Source organism: Streptomyces sp. Ru72 (assembly GCF_002920635.1).
GTDB lineage: Bacteria > Actinomycetota > Actinomycetes > Streptomycetales > Streptomycetaceae > Streptomyces.
The window spans coordinates 94,878-109,821 of sequence record NZ_PQSR01000018.1; the positions used below are offsets into that span (position 1 = coordinate 94,878).

Consider the following 14,944-nt stretch of genomic DNA (forward strand, 5'->3'; position numbering starts at 1 on the left):
CGCCCCCACTCATGCGAAGGCGCTGCTCGTCAGCCCTTGGTGGTGCACGTCGGCAGATCGGCGGTCTTGCCGGTGCGGATGTCCTTGAGGGCGTTCAGGGCGTCCTCGATGGTGTTGACCTTCACCAGGGTGAGCCCCTTGGGGGTGTCCTTGGCGGCGGAGGCGCAGTTGTCCTTGGGGGTGAGGAAGTACTGTGCGCCCTTGCTGCGCGCCCCGACGGTCTTCATCTCGACACCGCCGATCGGTCCGACCTGGCCGTCGTCGTCGATGGTGCCGGTGCCGGCGACGAACTTGCCGCCGGTGAGGCTGCCCGGGGTGAGCTTGTCGTAGATGCCGAGGGCGAACATCAGCCCGGCGCTCGGTCCGCCCACGTCGGCGAGCTTGATGTCGATGGTGAACGGGAAGGTGTGATCGGTCCCGGCGGAGATCCCGACGATGGCCCGTTCCCGGCCGGTGTCGTGGGACTTCGTCGTGGTGATCGTCACATCCCGGGTTCCGGTCGCCGTCTTGTGCGCCTTCTCGGCGGCGGCCTGCTCCTTCGCCGGGACGATCGTGAATACGACATTCTCGCCGGGCTTGTGCTTGGTGACCAGCTTTGCGACGTCCTCGGGCACCTTCACGGCACTGCCGTCGACGGCCTTGATCACATCGCCGGCGTGCAGCCTGCCCTCGGCGGGCGACCCCTTGAGCACGGTGGAGACGATCACCCAGGACTTCACCGGGATGCCCAGCTCCTTCAGGGCTGCGACCTTGGCGCTCTCCTGGGACTGGCTGAACTCCTCGGCGTTCTCCTGCGTGGACTGCTGTTCGGTCTTGCCGTCCGGGTAGAGCGTGTCGTGCGGGACCACCTTGGTGTCGTGCGCCAGCCAGCCGTAGACGGCCTCCACGAGGTTCATGTTGTAGTCGGCGCTGGTGACCCGCACGGTGGTCATGTTCAGGTGTCCGGTCGTCGGGTAGGTCCTGCGCCCGGAGATCTGCAGCACCGGCTGGCCGTCGTGCTCGTCCAGGGTGTTCACCGTCGGCCCCGGGGACATCTCCGAGTACGGCACTTTGATGAACACTCCCGCACACAGGAGCGCGATCAGCATCAAGGTGGAGGCGAGCATCGTCGCGGTGCGGCGTGGCATGGAACGACAGTACGGGACGGTGCTGTCAGCGGACCGTCAGGGCCGTCCGTACGAGCACGGGCGGCCCTGGATCCTCGGCGCGCTCAGCCGCCCGAGTGGGACCTCTCCATGGCCTCGCGGAAACGCGCGTACCCGGCGAGCTCGGAGCCGTCGCCCGCGGCCTTGCGGTTGCGACTGGCCCAACTGCCCCACAGTCCTGCACCGATCCCAGCCAAAAGCGGAATCAGCAACCAGGCGAGCGCCGCCATGCCGACCTCCCAACCCCGATGAGCGACCGCAACTGACTGATCAGCAGATTAATCATCTGCAATGTCAACGCTCACGCGAGGGGTACGGTTACGCAACCGGAGCCCGGGTGAGAGGTTGGTTAACCCCAGGAGAGGTACGCGCTCCCCCGCTCGGCAGGCACCGACCCGCCCTCCCGCCGCCCGACCACCACCCCACAACGACAGCGCTACGCGCCGACCCATTCATCGGTGCCGTCGGAGAACCTCTGGTGCTTCCAGATGGGCACTTCGTGCTTGAGGTCGTCGATGAGCTTGCGGCAGGCCTCGAAGGCCTCACCCCGGTGGGGGCACGCCACGGCGACGACGACGGCGAGATCACCGACGCGCAGGTCCCCCACGCGGTGCACCGCCGCGAGCGCCCGGACGGGGTACTCGGCGACGACCTTCTCGGCGATGCGGCGCATCTCGGCCTCGGCGGTCGGATGGCACGAGTAGCCGAGCGCGTCGACATCGGCCCCGCCGTCATGGTTGCGCACGGTTCCGACGAACAGCGCGATCCCTCCGGCCGCGGCGTCCCCTACGGACTGGAAGACCTCGTCGACGGAGAGCGGGGTGTCCCGAATGGCCAGCAGCTTGATGGGCTCGTCCGCCACCTGCTCACCGGGGTGATCACTGTTGGGTGCCATGCCCCCATCGTGCCGTACACCTCGGAGAAGGAGGAACAGCCGCAGTCCCCGGGCGATATTTCAGGGGACGCGGTCCCCGAGCGGGGCCCCGGGGGCGGAGCACCCGGGAAGGGGAAGGGTGAGGGCCGCGGGCGAACTGCCTCGGCGCCCAGCCGCGACGCACCGAACCCGGCCGGAATCCCGCTGCGACACCTGACCAGACCCCCGCACCGCCCCTCAGACCCGCCGCCGCGCCTTCCGCGCCCTCCGCACCACCGCCGCCGCACCCAGCAGAGCGACCGTCGCCCCCGCGGCCCCCGCCGCCGTCGCGTCCTTGCGTCCCAGCCGCCGCCCCACCACGGTGTGCCGCCCGGCCACCTCCTCCAGCAGCTCGGCCAGCACCTCCTCGTTCGTCCACTTCGGCCGCCACCCGGCGTCGTGCAGCCGGCTCCCGCTCACGACCCAGGGGTACATCGTGTACGCGAGGTCCCCGGCCGGCGACGGCGTCAGCCCGATGCGGTGCAGCCGGGCCGCCGCGCCCAGCGCGACCGCGGACGGCAGCTCCATCCGCCGGATCCCGCTCAGCTCCTCGACCTCCTCCTGCTCCAGCCACCCCTCGCACCCGACGGCCAGTTCCCCCTCCACCTTCTCGAGAACGGCGTACTCCAAGGCACTGCACAGATCCTCGACGTGGCAGAACTGCCACGCCGGCCGCGACCCCGCCACCACCAGCAGCCGAGGTGACTCGAAATACCTGGTCAGCGCCGTGTCCGTGCCCCCGACCAGCACCGCGGGCCGCACCACGGTGACGTTGAGCCCCGGATGGGCCCTCGGCGCCCGCCGCGCGAGCCGCTCGATCTCCAGCAGGTCCCCGACCCCGGTCGCCTCCGCCGTCGCCCGCAGCTCGGCGTCCTCCGACAGCGGCAGCTCGTTGTCCGGCAGCGCCCCGTAGACCATCGCGGACGTGCACAGCACCACCCGGTGCACCCCGGCGGCCGCCGCCGCGGTCAGCACGGTCTGCGTTCCGCGCACGTTGTACGCCGTGCGCGCCGCCGGGTCCGTCTCCAGGTCCAGGTCGAGCGCCAGGTGCACCACCACGTCCGCGCCCCGCAGCTTGTCCGCGATCGCCGGATCCCGCACGTCCAGGATGTGCCACCGCGCCGCCGCGCACTCCCCGCGTCGCTCGTCGATGGCGACGACCTGCCGGATCTCCTCGCACGCGGCGAGCCGCTCGGTGAGCAGCGCGCCGACCCCGGACGCGGCACCGGTGACCGCGACGACGGGCCCGCGGATGGCGGCCGACTCGCCGGCGCCGAGCGCCGTCCTTGAGGGGCGGTGGTCGGGCGACGGGTGGGCTGAATGGTTTCGCGCTGCGCGAACCTGCGGATCTGGGGAACTCACCGGGCGTCTCCAGCGGTTGTCTTCCATACGGACGCAAAGCACGCGTGCGTACCAGGTGGCATCCATCCTGCCCCAGGCCAGGAGTCGGCGAAGCACCCAGGCCCGATCGGGTCAAGGTGTCTACGCTGGGTGGTGTTGTCGGGCAGCCAGCCGCCGGAAGGAACCGGTGGCCTTACCAGCCGAGGAATCCCGTGAGTGACACCCCATTCGGATTCGGCCTTCCGCCGGAGGAGCCGGAGAACGGCGACGAGGGCAAGAAGAAGGACCCGCAGAGCGGCGGTGGTCAGGGACCGGCCAACCCGTTCGGCTTCGGGCTTCCCGGAGCCGGCGGTGCCGGCGCCGACAACCCGCTCGCAGCGATGTTCGGTTCCCTGAACCCCACCGACCTGGGCGCCGCCTTCCAGCAGCTGGGCCAGATGCTCTCCTACGAGGGCGGCCCCGTGAACTGGGACATGGCCAAGCAGATCGCCCGCCAGACGGTCTCCCAGGGCACCCCCGACGGCACCAAGGACCAGAGCGTGAGCCCTGGCGAGCGCTCCGCCGTGGAGGAGGCCGTCCGCCTGGCCGACCTGTGGCTCGACGACGCGACGTCGCTGCCGTCCGGCTCGGGCTCCGCAGTGGCCTGGAGCCGCGCGGAGTGGGTCGAGGCGACCCTGCCGGTGTGGAAGGAGCTCGTCGATCCGGTCGCCGAGCGCGTCGGCGCGGCCATGGGCGACGTCCTGCCGGAGGAGATGCAGGCCATGGCGGGCCCGCTGATCGGCATGATGCGCTCCATGGGCGGCGCCATGTTCGGCACGCAGATCGGGCAGGCCGTCGGCGTGCTCGCGGGCGAGGTCGTCGGCTCCACCGACATCGGTCTGCCGCTCGGCCCGGCCGGGAAGGCCGCGCTGCTGCCGCTGAACATCGAGGTGTTCGGCAAGGACCTGGGCGTGCCCAAGGAGGAGGTGCGGCTGTACCTCGCACTGCGCGAGGCCGCCCACCAGCGCCTGTTCGCACACGTGCCGTGGCTGCGCTCGCACCTGTTCGGCGCCGTCGAGGGCTACGCCCGCGGCATCAAGGTCGACACGGCGAAGCTGGAGGACGTGGTCGGCCAGTTCGACCCGCAGAACCCGGAGGAGCTGCAGCAGGCGCTCCAGCAGGGCATGTTCCAGCCGGAGGACACACCGGAGCAGAAGGCGGCCCTGGCCCGTCTGGAGACGGCGCTGGCGCTCGTCGAGGGCTGGGTCGACGCGGTGGTGCACGCGGCCGCGAAGCCGCGCCTGGCATCCGCGGACGCGCTGCGCGAGACCCTGCGCCGCCGTCGCGCCTCGGGCGGCCCGGCAGAGCAGACGTTCGCCACGCTGATCGGCCTGGAGCTGCGCCCGCGCCGGCTGCGGGACGCCTCCCGTCTGTGGGCGTCGCTCACGGACGCGCGCGGTGTCGACGGCCGGGACGGCCTGTGGGCCCACCCGGACATGCTGCCGACGGCGTCCGACCTGGACGACCCGGACGGGTTCGTGCACCGCGAGCAGCTCGACTTCTCGGAGCTGGACAAGATGCTCGGCGAGGCGGCGGGCGGCTCCGCTCCGAAGCCGGACCTGAGGAAGAAGGACGGCGGCGAAGCAGAGGGCGACGACGCCGAGTGAGCCTCCACGACGACGCTGTCCTCGTGCTCAAGTCCTACGAGGACCAGGAAGAGCTGCGCCAGGCGTATCTGGACCACCTCCAGGCGCACCCGGACGGCATGTGGAAGTCCTGTGGGGACGGGCACATCACCGCGAGCGCACTGGTGATCGACCCCGAGCACGGCCGGGTGCTCCTGACCCTCCACAAGAAGATCCGGATGTGGCTGCAGATGGGCGGCCACTGCGAGCCGGACGACGCGACGCTGGCGGACGCCGCGCGCCGTGAGGCGACCGAGGAGTCGGGCATCGAGGGACTGATCCTGCTGCCCGGCGGTCCCGTGCGCCTGGACCGGCATCACACGCCGTGCGCCTGGCACCTCGACGTCCAGTACGCGGCGCTCGCCCCGGCCGGGGCCGTGGAGGCGATCAGCGACGAGTCCCTGGACCTGCGCTGGTTCCCGTACACCGAGGTGGCGGACGTGGCGGACGAGTCGGTCGTACGGCTGCTGGAAGCTACGCGCGCCAGGCTGTGAAGGTGTGACCGGGTGAGGGGTGGCCGCCACTGCGGTCACCCCTCACCCATGCTCAGCTCCAGACGTTTCCCTGGTTCTGTGCCCGTGCCCCGTGCTGCCCCATGCCGAACTGCGCGGCCAGCCCCTGCCCGATCTGGGCGTTCTGCGGCGGCAGCAGCTCGCTGGGCTGCACCAGCGCGAAGCCGCTGCCCATGAAGCTGAGCTCCCAGCCCTCACCGGTGTTGCCGCGGCGCCGCCACACCCCGGAGGAATGCGTCTGGGCCTGCATCTGCACCCGAAGACCGGTGGACCAGGCGACGATCGCGTCGGCGTCGCAGTTGACGTACTTGTCCGGCGTGACCTGCATCAGCAGCGGCGCACCCGACGTCATCAGCGCGACCTTGCCGCGGCCGGTGATGTTGAGCTGGTACTTGCCGGAGCCGGAGATCCCGTACAGGCTGTCGACGGCGATGACCTCGTGGTGCAGCGAGGAGTCCATCGCCAGGACGTAACTGCTGTCGACGGTCAGCCCGTCCCGCTCGACGTCCATGATGTGCACGTGCTGCGCGAGGTTGGCGAGGTAGACGGTGCCCTGTCCGTGACAGCGCATCAGGTCCAGGCCCTCACCGGTGTGGGCCCGCGCGCGACGCTGACCGCCGCTCTGGTACTCGGCGTCGAACTCGATGAGCCCCTGATAGGCGACCATGGTGCCCTTGCGCGCCAGGACGTCGTCGTGGCCCTCCAGCAGGACGCGCAGCATCTGCGGGTTCTGCAGGCTGTAGCGCTCCTGGGTCTGCTGCTCGTTGTAGGCGAAAAGCGAGCTCTGCATGGTGTGCGGTTCCCCCTCAGCCCCGGATCCGGAGGCGGTCGGTGCTGTCCTCGCTGGGCTGGACGACCACGATGCCCTGCCCGGAGAACGCCATCTGGTAGGCCTCGCCGCTGCCGCGCCCGATGAGCGACTGCGCCTTGAAGCTGCGCTTGCCCTTCACCTTGAGGTTCGGGGACCAGGCGACGAGTGCGTCCGGGTCCACGTACGTCTCGTCCTCGCCTCCGCCGCAGTCGACCACGATCGGGGTGCCCCGGGATGTCAGGGCCACCCAGCCCTGCCCGGAGATCCTCGTGTTCCACAGGCCCTGTCCGGCGAACTTGGCGAGTCCCTTGACGCGTTCGACGCCCCACTGCAGGTGGGCGTCGAAGGCGAGCAGGTTGGTGGCGTTGACGGAGATCGCATCGCCGCCCAGGTTGATGACGACGACGTTCGCCCCGTAGTCGGCGAGGTAGAGCAGACCGTCGCCGGAGCACTTCATCAGGGGCGCACCCTCACCCGTCATCCAGTCCCGCGCGATCTGGCGCACGGCGGGCGGGTTGGGCTCGTACTGGACGAACCCTTCGTAGGCGACCATGGAGCCCACGCGCGCGAGGAGGTCGTTTCCGGTCTGCATGGCGACCTTCAGCATGTGGCTGCCGTGGTTCTCCATGCGAGCGGTGACGGGTGCGGGGGCATAGCCCGCGAGCGGCTGGTTCATGACGGGCTCCCTCAGACCTCGTACGGCTGGACGACGACGAAATTGCCGGGTGCGGCGCGGAACTGCAGGTTCACGCCCTCTCCGGTGTGGCCCGGATAGGCGTTGCGGCGCATGCGCACCTGGCTGGAGACGATCACCTGGGCGGCGGCCGACCAGGCGACGACGGCGTTGGAGTCCACGAACGTCGTCGGGGTGACGGGCAGCACCACGGGTGCGCCGTGCGTCTTGACGACGATCGTGCCGGTGCCCTGGAACTGCATGGTGAACAGGGCGCCCCCGGGGATGCCGTGCCCCTCGATGCGCCGCACCTCGTGCTGGAGTGATTCGTCGAAGGCGAGGACGTTCTCCGCGGAGACACAGATCGCGTCCCCCTGGAGCTCGATCGGGTGCAGATCGGTGGCGCTCTCCGCGAGGAACACCTGCCCCTGGCCCGTGCAGCGCATCAGCTGCATCTCCTGACCGGTGGCGTTGCCCACGATCCGCCCGGCGAAGCCGGCGCCCTTGTAGCCGAAGTCGACCTTGCCCTGGTAGAGCACCATGCTGCCCTGGCGGGCCAGTACGGGCTGGCCGCCGATGCCGAGGTCCACGCGGACGAGCTTCTTGTTCTGCTGCGTCCACCGCTGCCCGGTGGGCGTCTCCTTGAAGACCTGCAACGCGGCGGCCACACCGGTGGCCTGGGGAGCACCCTGCGGAGCGCCCTGGGGAGCGCCGTACGGGGAGGGGGCGCCGGGCGGGGCCGGGTACTGCCCGGGAGCCTGGCCGTACGGCGGCTGCTGTGCGTATCCGGGTGGCATCGACGCGGCCGGCTGCTGTCCGTATCCGGGCGGGGGGCCGGGCGGAGCGGGCGGCTGGACGTGCGGCGCCGGGCCCGGCGGCGGCACGGCTCCGGCTGGGGGCGCGTTCAGGGGCGCGACGATGGTGGGGGCGGCGTGCACGGAGGGCGCGGGCGCGTGGGGAGCGGGTCCCTGGGGCGGCGCGTAGCCCTGGGGGGCGGGTTGCGGCTGCTGCGGCATCGGCGCGGGAGCGGATGCCGGAGGTGCGGGGGGTGCGGGCGCCGGGGCAGGTGCGGCCGGGGCGGCGAACGCCGGCGGGGCGAACCCCGGGGCGGCACCGGTCTGCGGCTGCTGCGGGGCGGGCGTCTGCTCCTCCTCGAGGACCTCCCCGCCGAAGTTCTTCAGCAGTGCCTCGAGGCCGCCGTCGAACCCCTGCCCGACCGCGGCGAACCGCCAGACGTCCTTGAGGTAGAAGTCGCCCAGCATGACGGCGCGTTCGGTGGTGAACTCCGAGCCGCTGAAGGGGTAGCGGGCCACTTCCTCGCCGCCCGCGACGATACGCAGGTATCCGGGGCCGATCTGCGACATCTGCCCGGCGCCGTCGATCGTCGCCGTGAAGGACAGCTTGTGGATGTGCGACGGGATCTTGTCCAGCGTGACCCGGAAGGACTCCGTGTCCCCCGCCTGCGGACCGAGGAGCTGAATGGCCTCCTCCGGCGTCTTCGGCTGGTTGAAGAAGACGAAGTACCGGTCGTCCGAGAGCCGTTCGTCGGCGTCCAGCCCGAAGCAGCTGATGTCGAAGCTCAGTCCGGGCGCGGAGATCTGCACCCCTACGTACAGGTCCGTGCCCGCCGTGAGGTCACTGATCCTGGCCTTGTGGCCGCGTTGGAATTCCCTGGCCATGCGTAACGACCGTCCCCCATCCCGAATGTGAGTGCGTCGCGCCAGGCTAACGGCAAACGCACGCAGCGGAGGGGAGCCGGTACAGACCCGGTACACAACCGCATCGTCGTGAGGACCGGCGGCTTCTCGGCCTTCTGCGGCGGTGCGCGCAGTACGGAGATGGCCCGTACGACCGCTGAGGGAGTGTGGGCCGCGTCGCCGCTACTCCTCGTCCTGCGCCGGCTGGTACGGCAGTCGGCCGGCAGCGACCACCCCCTCCAGATAACCGCGGGCACGCTCGGTGCGCGGATACGCCTCCAGCAACCGCCAGAAGCGCGGCCCGTGTCCCGGTACGAGCAGATGTGCGAGCTCGTGCAACAGGACGTAGTCGATGACGTACTCGGGCATGCCCTGCAGCCGGTGCGACAGTCGGATGCTGCCCTCGGACGGGGTGCACGAGCCCCAGCGTGTGTTCTGGTTGGTGACCCAGCGGACCGAGGCGGGCCGCGCCCGACCGTCCAGGTACTGCAGCGACAGCCGCTCGGCACGCTCGGCCAGATCGGCGTCGCCGATCACCCGGCGGCTCTCCTGAGCGGCCAGCTTGTCGAGCATGACGGTCACCCAGCGCTGCTCCTCCGCCTTGGACATCCGGGCGGGGATGAGCACGACGGTGCGATCACCCTCGCGGTAGGCGGACACCGTTCTGCGGCGTCGCGCGCTTCTGCGAACCTCGATCGCGCTCGTCCCCGAGCCGCTCGGCGGCTGGCTCGTCGTGCTGCGCGGCGGCTTTCCGGCACGGTGCGGTGGGTCGGCGGGCACGCCCCGACGTTACCCGCTGCACACGGGGGAAGTCCCGCCTCCGACGCGGTTCCGCGCTGATCCCCACTCCCGCGCACGTGATTCATATGACGAACACCTCCCCCTGTGGACAACTTTCGGCACGCTGCGCTGGGTCCAGGCATGCTGGCATGCGCCGGCGGACAGACACATCCGCTGTCATATGACGACGTACTGACGCATTACGGACTACGGGGGCCGGTCATGCATCCGATGGTGAAGCCCGCGCTGCGGCGCGGATGGCGCGATCTGAACACCGTCCAGTTCGGGATGGCACCCTCGCACGCGATGGTGCTGGGCCCGGTGGACACCGCGACGGGCAGCTTCCTCACCCTGCTCGACGGCACCCGCGGGCTGCCGCTGCTCCGCGAGGAGGCCCGCCGCATGGGCCTGCCGGACGGACACGTCGACGCGCTCGTGGACAACCTGTCGGGCGCGGGCCTGCTCGACGACGCCACCGGCGGTGGCCCGCAGGCCGACGCCCTCCGCGGCAAGGCGACCGTCCTCGACCGCCTCCGTGCCGATCTGGCATCCCTGTCCCTGGTCGCCCGCTCACCCGGCGAGGCCGCCCGGCGTCTGGCCGCCCGCCGCTTCCTCCGCGTCCAGGTCCGCGGCGCGGGCCGTGTGGGCGTCCTCCTCGCCTCGCTCCTCGCGGGCGCCGGCGTCGGCGAGGTCGACGTCCGCGACACGGGCTGTGTCGAGCCGTGGGACGTGGCCCCGGGTGGCCTGCCGGTGGAGGCGATCGGCGAGCGCAGAGAGGAGGCGGCCCGCCGCGCGGTCCGCGCGGCCGCCCCCGACCGGCCCCCGCGACAGGAACGCGCCGCGCGCCGCTCTCTCCACGACGACCCGGACCCCGGCTTCTCGCTGGTGATCCTCGCCCCGCGCGACGGCGTCGACGTGCACGCCCCCGACCCGCTCAGCGCGGAACCGCTGATCGCCTCGGGAACACCCCATCTGTACGCGGGTGTCGCGGAAGGCACGGGCATCGTCGGCCCGTTCGTCCTGCCGGGCGAGACGAGCTGCGCCGGCTGCCTCGACCGGGGGCGCGCCGACCGGGACGAGACCTGGCCACGTCTGGTCGCCCAGTGGCGCTCGGGGCGCCGACCCCAGGTCCAGGCGTGCGACCTCGCGTTGGCGACTGCCGTCGCGGGAGTCGCCGCCGGGCACGCGCTCGCGTTCCTGGACGGCTACGGGCCCGCCAGCTCGGGCGCACGCTGGGAGGCGTCCGTGCCCCGGTTCGACTGGCACGCCCGGCCGGTGTGGGCGCATTCCGCATGCGGGTGCGGCGCGGCGGAGAAAGGTAAGGAGGGACACACCTCCGAGGACGGGGAGCCGCGCGAGACAATGGCGGAGCAACGGCCGTCGAGGAACCTCTCCCGCAAGGCACACGCGGCACGGCTGTCTGGGACTTGGAGGGCGCATGTCTGATCTTCCCCGGAAGGCGGTCACCCGGACCGCCAAGCTCGCCGCGCTCCCGCTCGGCTTCGCCGGGCGGGCGACTTGGGGACTCGGCAAACGGATCGTCGGCGAGTCCGCGGAGATGGTCGGCCGCGAACTCCAACAGCGCACAGCCGAACAACTGTTCAAGGTGCTCGGTGAGCTCAAGGGCGGCGCGATGAAGTTCGGGCAGGCTCTGTCGGTCTTCGAGTCGGCGCTCCCCGAAGAGGTGGCCGGCCCCTACCGCGCGGCTCTGACCAAGCTCCAGGAGGCAGCCCCGCCGATGCCGACCCGGACGGTGCACGGAGTCCTCGAGGAGAGGCTCGGCGCGGACTGGCAGGAGCTGTTCCTGGAGTTCGAGGACAGGCCGTCGGCGGCGGCCTCGATCGGGCAGGTGCACCACGGGGTGTGGCACGACGGCCGTGAGGTCGCGGTCAAGGTCCAGTACCCGGGCGCCGGCGACGCCCTGCTCTCCGACCTGAACCAACTCAGCCGGTTCGCCCGTCTGCTGGGCCCCCTGATCCCGGGCATGGACATCAAGCCGCTGATCGCGGAGCTGCGCGACCGGGTTTCGGAGGAACTGGACTACGGGCTGGAGGCGCAGGCTCAGCGGGCCCACGCCGAGGAGTTCGCGGGCGACCCCGACGTCACGGTGCCGGCAGTGGTGCACCAGTGCGAGCAGGTCCTGGTGACCGAGTGGATCGACGGCATACCGCTCTCAGAGGTGATCGCCGACGGCACTCAGGAGCAGCGGGACAGCGCCGGGCAGCTGCTGGCCCGCTTCCTCTTCTCCGGCCCGGCCCGTACAGGCCTGCTGCACGCGGACCCGCATCCGGGCAACTTCCGCCTCCTGCCCCGTCCCCGCAGCGGTGACGGGAAGGACGGCTGGCGCCTCGGCGTCATGGACTTCGGCACGGTCGACCGCCTGCCGGGCGGCCTGCCCACCCCGATCGGACACTCCCTGCGCATGACCCTGGAGGGCGACGCGCAGTCGGTCTACGAACTGCTGTGTGAAGAGGGCTTCGTCAAGGAGTCCATCGCGCTCGACCCCGACGCGGTCCTCGACTACCTCCTCCCGATCATCGAACCGGCGCAGGCGGACGAATTCACCTTCACTCGCGGCTGGATGCGCAGCCAGGCGGCCCGTATCGCCGACCCGCGCTCCCCCGCCCACCAGCTGGGCAAGCAGCTCAACCTTCCTCCGGCCTACCTCCTCATCCACCGGGTGACCCTGAGCACGATCGGCGTGCTGTGCCAACTGGGCGCGACGGTCCGCCTGCGTGACGAGCTGGAGGAGTGGCTGCCGGGCTTCCTGCCGGAGAAGGCTCCGGAGGAGGAGTCGGCGGCGGAGGCCTGACCGGCCTGCACCGCGCCTGGCCGGGCTGCCCCGGGTGACCGGTTCGGCCCGCATCTCCCAACGCGCCGCAGGGGCCGACCCTTCGGGCCGGCCCCTGCGTGGTTGTCCTGGTGCCGACGGCGTCGGCTACTGCATCACGGCCATGGCGAGCGCCCGACGGGCGCGCAGCGAGGCGCGCTCGGCCCGGCGCTGCATGCGGCGGGCCACCGCCAGACGCACCGCCTGGCGTTCCCGCTCGGCCTCTTGCAGCCGCTCGTGCATATGCGCACGAGCCAGGGCTTCTGGGATGAGTTGCATCTCTCGGGTCCTGTTCTGACGCGAGGCGTTCGCGCCGGTGGTGGTGACGTCTGGGATCGCGGAGCCCATGGGCTCACTCGTGGACGGCTTCATCGGGGCCTGCTTCTTGGGGTCGTGCGTGAGGGGGCGGTCGATCGTTCCTGTGGTGTTCATGCCGTGACCGGGTTCTTGCGCGGGCGGCCACGCGGCCGCTTCCGGGCGACGACGACACCCTGGACGAAGAGCTCGCCACCCCAGACGCCCCAGGGCTCACGCCGCTCCTTGGCCCCGGCGAGGCAGGCCTCGATCAGCGGGCAGGTGCGGCAGAGGGACTTGGCGTACTCGACGTCGGCCGGCGACTCGGCGAAGAAGACCTCCGGGTCGTACGAGCGGCACGGGACGGGTACGCCGAGGTTCTCGATGGCGTCGTCGAGCGCGGTCAGCGCGGTGAGCGGGGTCAAGGTGGAGTCCTCCGTGAGGCCGGGCGGGGGGATCGTTTCGGAAGGCGGTACGGACGGGGCGTGCGCTTCGAGTTGCACGGTTCGTCTTCCTCGTCTGGTCGTTCCGGTCCGATCGGACCGGGTGTCGGCTGGTACCGGGTTCTTTTCTTGTCCCGAGGCCCCTTCGCTCTGCCATCCCCGTTCGGGGAAAACAGAAGGGCCGCGGATCCCGGATGGGGTTCCGCGGCCCTGAAGGCGCCGGCCTGATCATCGATCAGGCTGGATCACTCCAGGGTTCTGGCCCACGGAAGGCCCACATCAGGTGGTGCTGCGTCGTCTGCTTCCGGAATCCGGCACCGGCCGCCGCAAAGGCATAGGCCTCGGCCTGTGCCACTACTGCTCCCAGTGCCTTGGTCGGTCGCTCATTGCGCTCGCGGACGGGAAGACCCGCGAGAGACAGGGAGGACGCCGGACGCACGGCACGAATGCCGGACAGACCGGTGCCCAGGTCGGAGGCGCCGAGCATGCACGTGGAGACGACCGAGCGATCGGTCAGTTTGACGGTGCTGGTGGAGCTGGTCTTGATGCTGATCACTTCAATCGCCTCCTCTCGGCGTCTCGGGGGACTGGGGTGAGCCAGTCCGACGGATATGCAAGTACAACACGGAATCAGGGCCTCCGAGAAGGCCGCTGTCCCCGTGGCTAAGAACCTATGGGGATCGCTGGGGCATGCGCAAACTATTTTTTCGACGAGTTGGTATCAGTCACCACTGTCCTGTTCCCCGACATCGCGACCTGCGCAGATGGCCAGAACATCGGCTCCGTAGCGGCCCAGTTTGCGCGCTCCGACCCCCGGGACACGGGCCAGTTCACGCTCATCGGCGGGCAGCGCCTCGGCGATCGCGACCAGCGTCCGATCCGTGAAGACGCAGAACGCGGGCTGCCCACTGCGCTGCGCCTGCACCGCCCGCCACTCACGCAGCCGTTCGTACAGGCCCTCGTCCATGTCGGAGGGGCAGTCGTCGCAGCGCATCAGCTTCATCTCCCCCGCGTCGGACAGCGTGCGCCCGCAGACCCGGCAGCGGGCCGGAGTCCTGCTGGTACGGCGTGGGGTGAGGGCCGTGGTGGCCGCGCCGAAGGCGCTGACGCCTCGTTCGATGCCTCCGGTGCCCCCGATGGAGGTACGGCCGGTGGTGGCGGAGGAGCCCGGACGCAGTCCGTCGAGGAAGCGGCTCGGCCGTCGGACTGGACGACCACCCGGTGAGCGGGACAGGGACCAGGAGACGTACAGGCGTTCCCTCGCGCGGGTGACGCCGACGTAGAGGAGGCGGCGCTCCTCCTCGATCTGCTCGTCGGTCCTCGCGTAGGTGATGGGCATCATGCCCTCGGCGACCCCGACCACGAAGACGGCGTCCCACTCCAGACCCTTGGCGGAGTGCAGGGAGGCGAGGGTGACGCCCTGCACGGTCGGTGCGTGCTGGGCGTTCGCCCGCTCGTCGAGCTCCGCCACCAGGTCGCCGAGTGTGGCGTCGGGTCTGGCCGCGGCGAAGTCCTGGGCCAGATTCACGAGCGCGGCCAGCGACTCCCACCGCTCTCTGACGGCCCCGGAGCCCGCGGGCGGCACGGATGTCCACCCTTCGCCCGCAAGGACGGCACGCACCTGGGAGGGCAGGTCAACAGCGTCGTCGAGGAGGGAGTCGTTCGCGCCGAAGCGCGCGGCGCCGCGCAGGGCGACGCCCGCCTTGCGCACCTCGGGGCGGTCGAAGAACCGTTCGGCGCCACGGAGCTGATAGGGCACTCCGGCGTCCGCGAGGGCCTGTTCGTAGATCTCGGACTGGGAGTTGGTGCGGAACAGGATGGCGATCTCGGACGCGGGCACT

General features: G+C 71.0%; 16 protein-coding genes. 4 read left to right on the forward strand and 12 right to left on the reverse strand.

The window, feature by feature from the left end:
• Positions 1-29: 29 nt before the first annotated feature.
• The 4 genes from C3488_RS11835 to C3488_RS11845 all read right to left on the reverse strand — a co-directional run bounded on the left by C3488_RS11835 (position 30) and on the right by C3488_RS11845 (position 3,420).
• Positions 30-1,127: a PDZ domain-containing protein gene (locus C3488_RS11835; RefSeq protein WP_103839329.1), complete on the reverse strand. Its 1,098-nt coding sequence runs from the start codon at positions 1,125-1,127 to the stop codon at positions 30-32.
• Between the two features lie 83 nt (positions 1,128-1,210).
• A complete protein-coding gene (locus tag C3488_RS40445) occupies positions 1,211-1,375 on the reverse strand; it encodes a hypothetical protein (protein WP_181138977.1) in 165 nt (54 codons plus the stop codon).
• Between the two features lie 206 nt (positions 1,376-1,581).
• Positions 1,582-2,040, reverse strand: coding sequence for a molybdenum cofactor biosynthesis protein MoaE (locus C3488_RS11840; RefSeq protein ID WP_103839330.1), 459 nt, complete (start codon positions 2,038-2,040; stop codon positions 1,582-1,584).
• A 216-nt stretch (positions 2,041-2,256) separates the two neighbouring features.
• Positions 2,257-3,420 carry an SDR family oxidoreductase gene (locus tag C3488_RS11845; RefSeq protein WP_103839331.1) on the reverse strand — a complete coding sequence of 388 codons (1,164 nt, stop codon included), beginning with the start codon at positions 3,418-3,420 and terminating at the stop codon, positions 2,257-2,259.
• 191 nt (positions 3,421-3,611) lie between these two features.
• On the opposite strand from C3488_RS11845, the gene C3488_RS11850 reads away from it, so the two are divergent.
• Both C3488_RS11850 and C3488_RS11855 read left to right on the forward strand, forming a co-directional pair.
• Entirely contained in the window at positions 3,612-5,045 is a 1,434-nt protein-coding gene (locus C3488_RS11850) for a zinc-dependent metalloprotease (RefSeq protein WP_103839332.1), read from the forward strand.
• Entirely contained in the window at positions 5,042-5,557 is a 516-nt protein-coding gene (locus C3488_RS11855; protein WP_103839333.1) for an NUDIX hydrolase, read from the forward strand. The genes C3488_RS11850 and C3488_RS11855 overlap by 4 nt, the downstream gene beginning before the upstream one ends.
• 52 nt (positions 5,558-5,609) lie before the next feature.
• Here C3488_RS11855 and C3488_RS11860 read toward each other — a convergent pair whose 3' ends face one another.
• The 4 genes from C3488_RS11860 to C3488_RS11875 form a co-directional block, all read right to left on the reverse strand.
• Positions 5,610-6,365: an AIM24 family protein gene (locus C3488_RS11860; protein WP_103839334.1), complete on the reverse strand. Its 756-nt coding sequence runs from the start codon at positions 6,363-6,365 to the stop codon at positions 5,610-5,612.
• A 16-nt stretch (positions 6,366-6,381) separates the two neighbouring features.
• Entirely contained in the window at positions 6,382-7,062 is a 681-nt protein-coding gene (locus C3488_RS11865) for an AIM24 family protein (protein WP_103839335.1), read from the reverse strand.
• Between the two features lie 11 nt (positions 7,063-7,073).
• Positions 7,074-8,738 carry a TerD family protein gene (locus C3488_RS11870; protein ID WP_103839336.1) on the reverse strand — a complete coding sequence of 555 codons (1,665 nt, stop codon included), beginning with the start codon at positions 8,736-8,738 and terminating at the stop codon, positions 7,074-7,076.
• Positions 8,739-8,939: 201 nt separating this feature from the next.
• The gene (locus tag C3488_RS11875) at positions 8,940-9,536 is read right to left on the reverse strand and encodes a M48 family metallopeptidase (RefSeq protein ID WP_103839337.1); all 597 of its coding nucleotides are present in this window, start codon (positions 9,534-9,536) and stop codon (positions 8,940-8,942) included.
• 222 nt (positions 9,537-9,758) lie between these two features.
• On the opposite strand from C3488_RS11875, the gene C3488_RS11880 reads away from it, so the two are divergent.
• Both C3488_RS11880 and C3488_RS11885 read left to right on the forward strand, forming a co-directional pair.
• Positions 9,759-10,982 (forward strand): ThiF family adenylyltransferase, encoded by a 1,224-nt coding sequence (locus tag C3488_RS11880; protein ID WP_103839338.1) that lies wholly within the window; start codon positions 9,759-9,761, stop codon positions 10,980-10,982.
• Positions 10,975-12,348, forward strand: a complete 1,374-nt coding sequence (locus C3488_RS11885; RefSeq protein WP_103839339.1) for an AarF/ABC1/UbiB kinase family protein — start codon at positions 10,975-10,977, stop codon at positions 12,346-12,348. Before C3488_RS11880 ends, C3488_RS11885 begins: the two co-directional genes overlap by 8 nt.
• A 126-nt stretch (positions 12,349-12,474) precedes the next feature.
• On the opposite strand, the gene C3488_RS11890 is transcribed toward C3488_RS11885, so the two are convergent.
• The 4 genes from C3488_RS11890 to C3488_RS11905 form a co-directional block, all read right to left on the reverse strand.
• On the reverse strand, positions 12,475-12,798 hold the full coding sequence (locus tag C3488_RS11890; RefSeq protein ID WP_103839340.1) for a hypothetical protein: 324 nt from the start codon (positions 12,796-12,798) through the stop codon (positions 12,475-12,477).
• Positions 12,795-13,163, reverse strand: coding sequence for a WhiB family transcriptional regulator (locus C3488_RS11895; RefSeq protein WP_019072119.1), 369 nt, complete (start codon positions 13,161-13,163; stop codon positions 12,795-12,797). Before C3488_RS11895 ends, C3488_RS11890 begins: the two co-directional genes overlap by 4 nt.
• A 175-nt stretch (positions 13,164-13,338) precedes the next feature.
• Complete coding sequence (locus C3488_RS11900; protein WP_181138978.1) at positions 13,339-13,659, reverse strand: hypothetical protein; 321 nt, start codon at positions 13,657-13,659, stop codon at positions 13,339-13,341.
• A gap of 165 nt (positions 13,660-13,824) precedes the next feature.
• On the reverse strand, positions 13,825-14,944 hold a 1,120-nt coding region (locus tag C3488_RS11905), incomplete at its 5' end, for an ATP-dependent DNA helicase UvrD2 (RefSeq protein WP_181138979.1).

Coding starts and splice junctions, on each gene's coding strand:
- C3488_RS11835 (WP_103839329.1), bottom strand. CDS start 1,127: ATGCCACGCCGCACCGCGACGATGCTCGCCTCCACCTTGATGCTGATC.
- C3488_RS40445 (WP_181138977.1), bottom strand. CDS start 1,375: ATGGCGGCGCTCGCCTGGTTGCTGATTCCGCTTTTGGCTGGGATCGGT.
- C3488_RS11840 (WP_103839330.1), bottom strand. CDS start 2,040: ATGGCACCCAACAGTGATCACCCCGGTGAGCAGGTGGCGGACGAGCCC.
- C3488_RS11860 (WP_103839334.1), bottom strand. CDS start 6,365: ATGCAGAGCTCGCTTTTCGCCTACAACGAGCAGCAGACCCAGGAGCGC.
- C3488_RS11865 (WP_103839335.1), bottom strand. CDS start 7,062: ATGAACCAGCCGCTCGCGGGCTATGCCCCCGCACCCGTCACCGCTCGC.
- C3488_RS11870 (WP_103839336.1), bottom strand. CDS start 8,738: ATGGCCAGGGAATTCCAACGCGGCCACAAGGCCAGGATCAGTGACCTC.
- C3488_RS11880 (WP_103839338.1), top strand. CDS start 9,759: ATGCATCCGATGGTGAAGCCCGCGCTGCGGCGCGGATGGCGCGATCTG.
- C3488_RS11885 (WP_103839339.1), top strand. CDS start 10,975: ATGTCTGATCTTCCCCGGAAGGCGGTCACCCGGACCGCCAAGCTCGCC.
- C3488_RS11890 (WP_103839340.1), bottom strand. CDS start 12,798: ATGAACACCACAGGAACGATCGACCGCCCCCTCACGCACGACCCCAAG.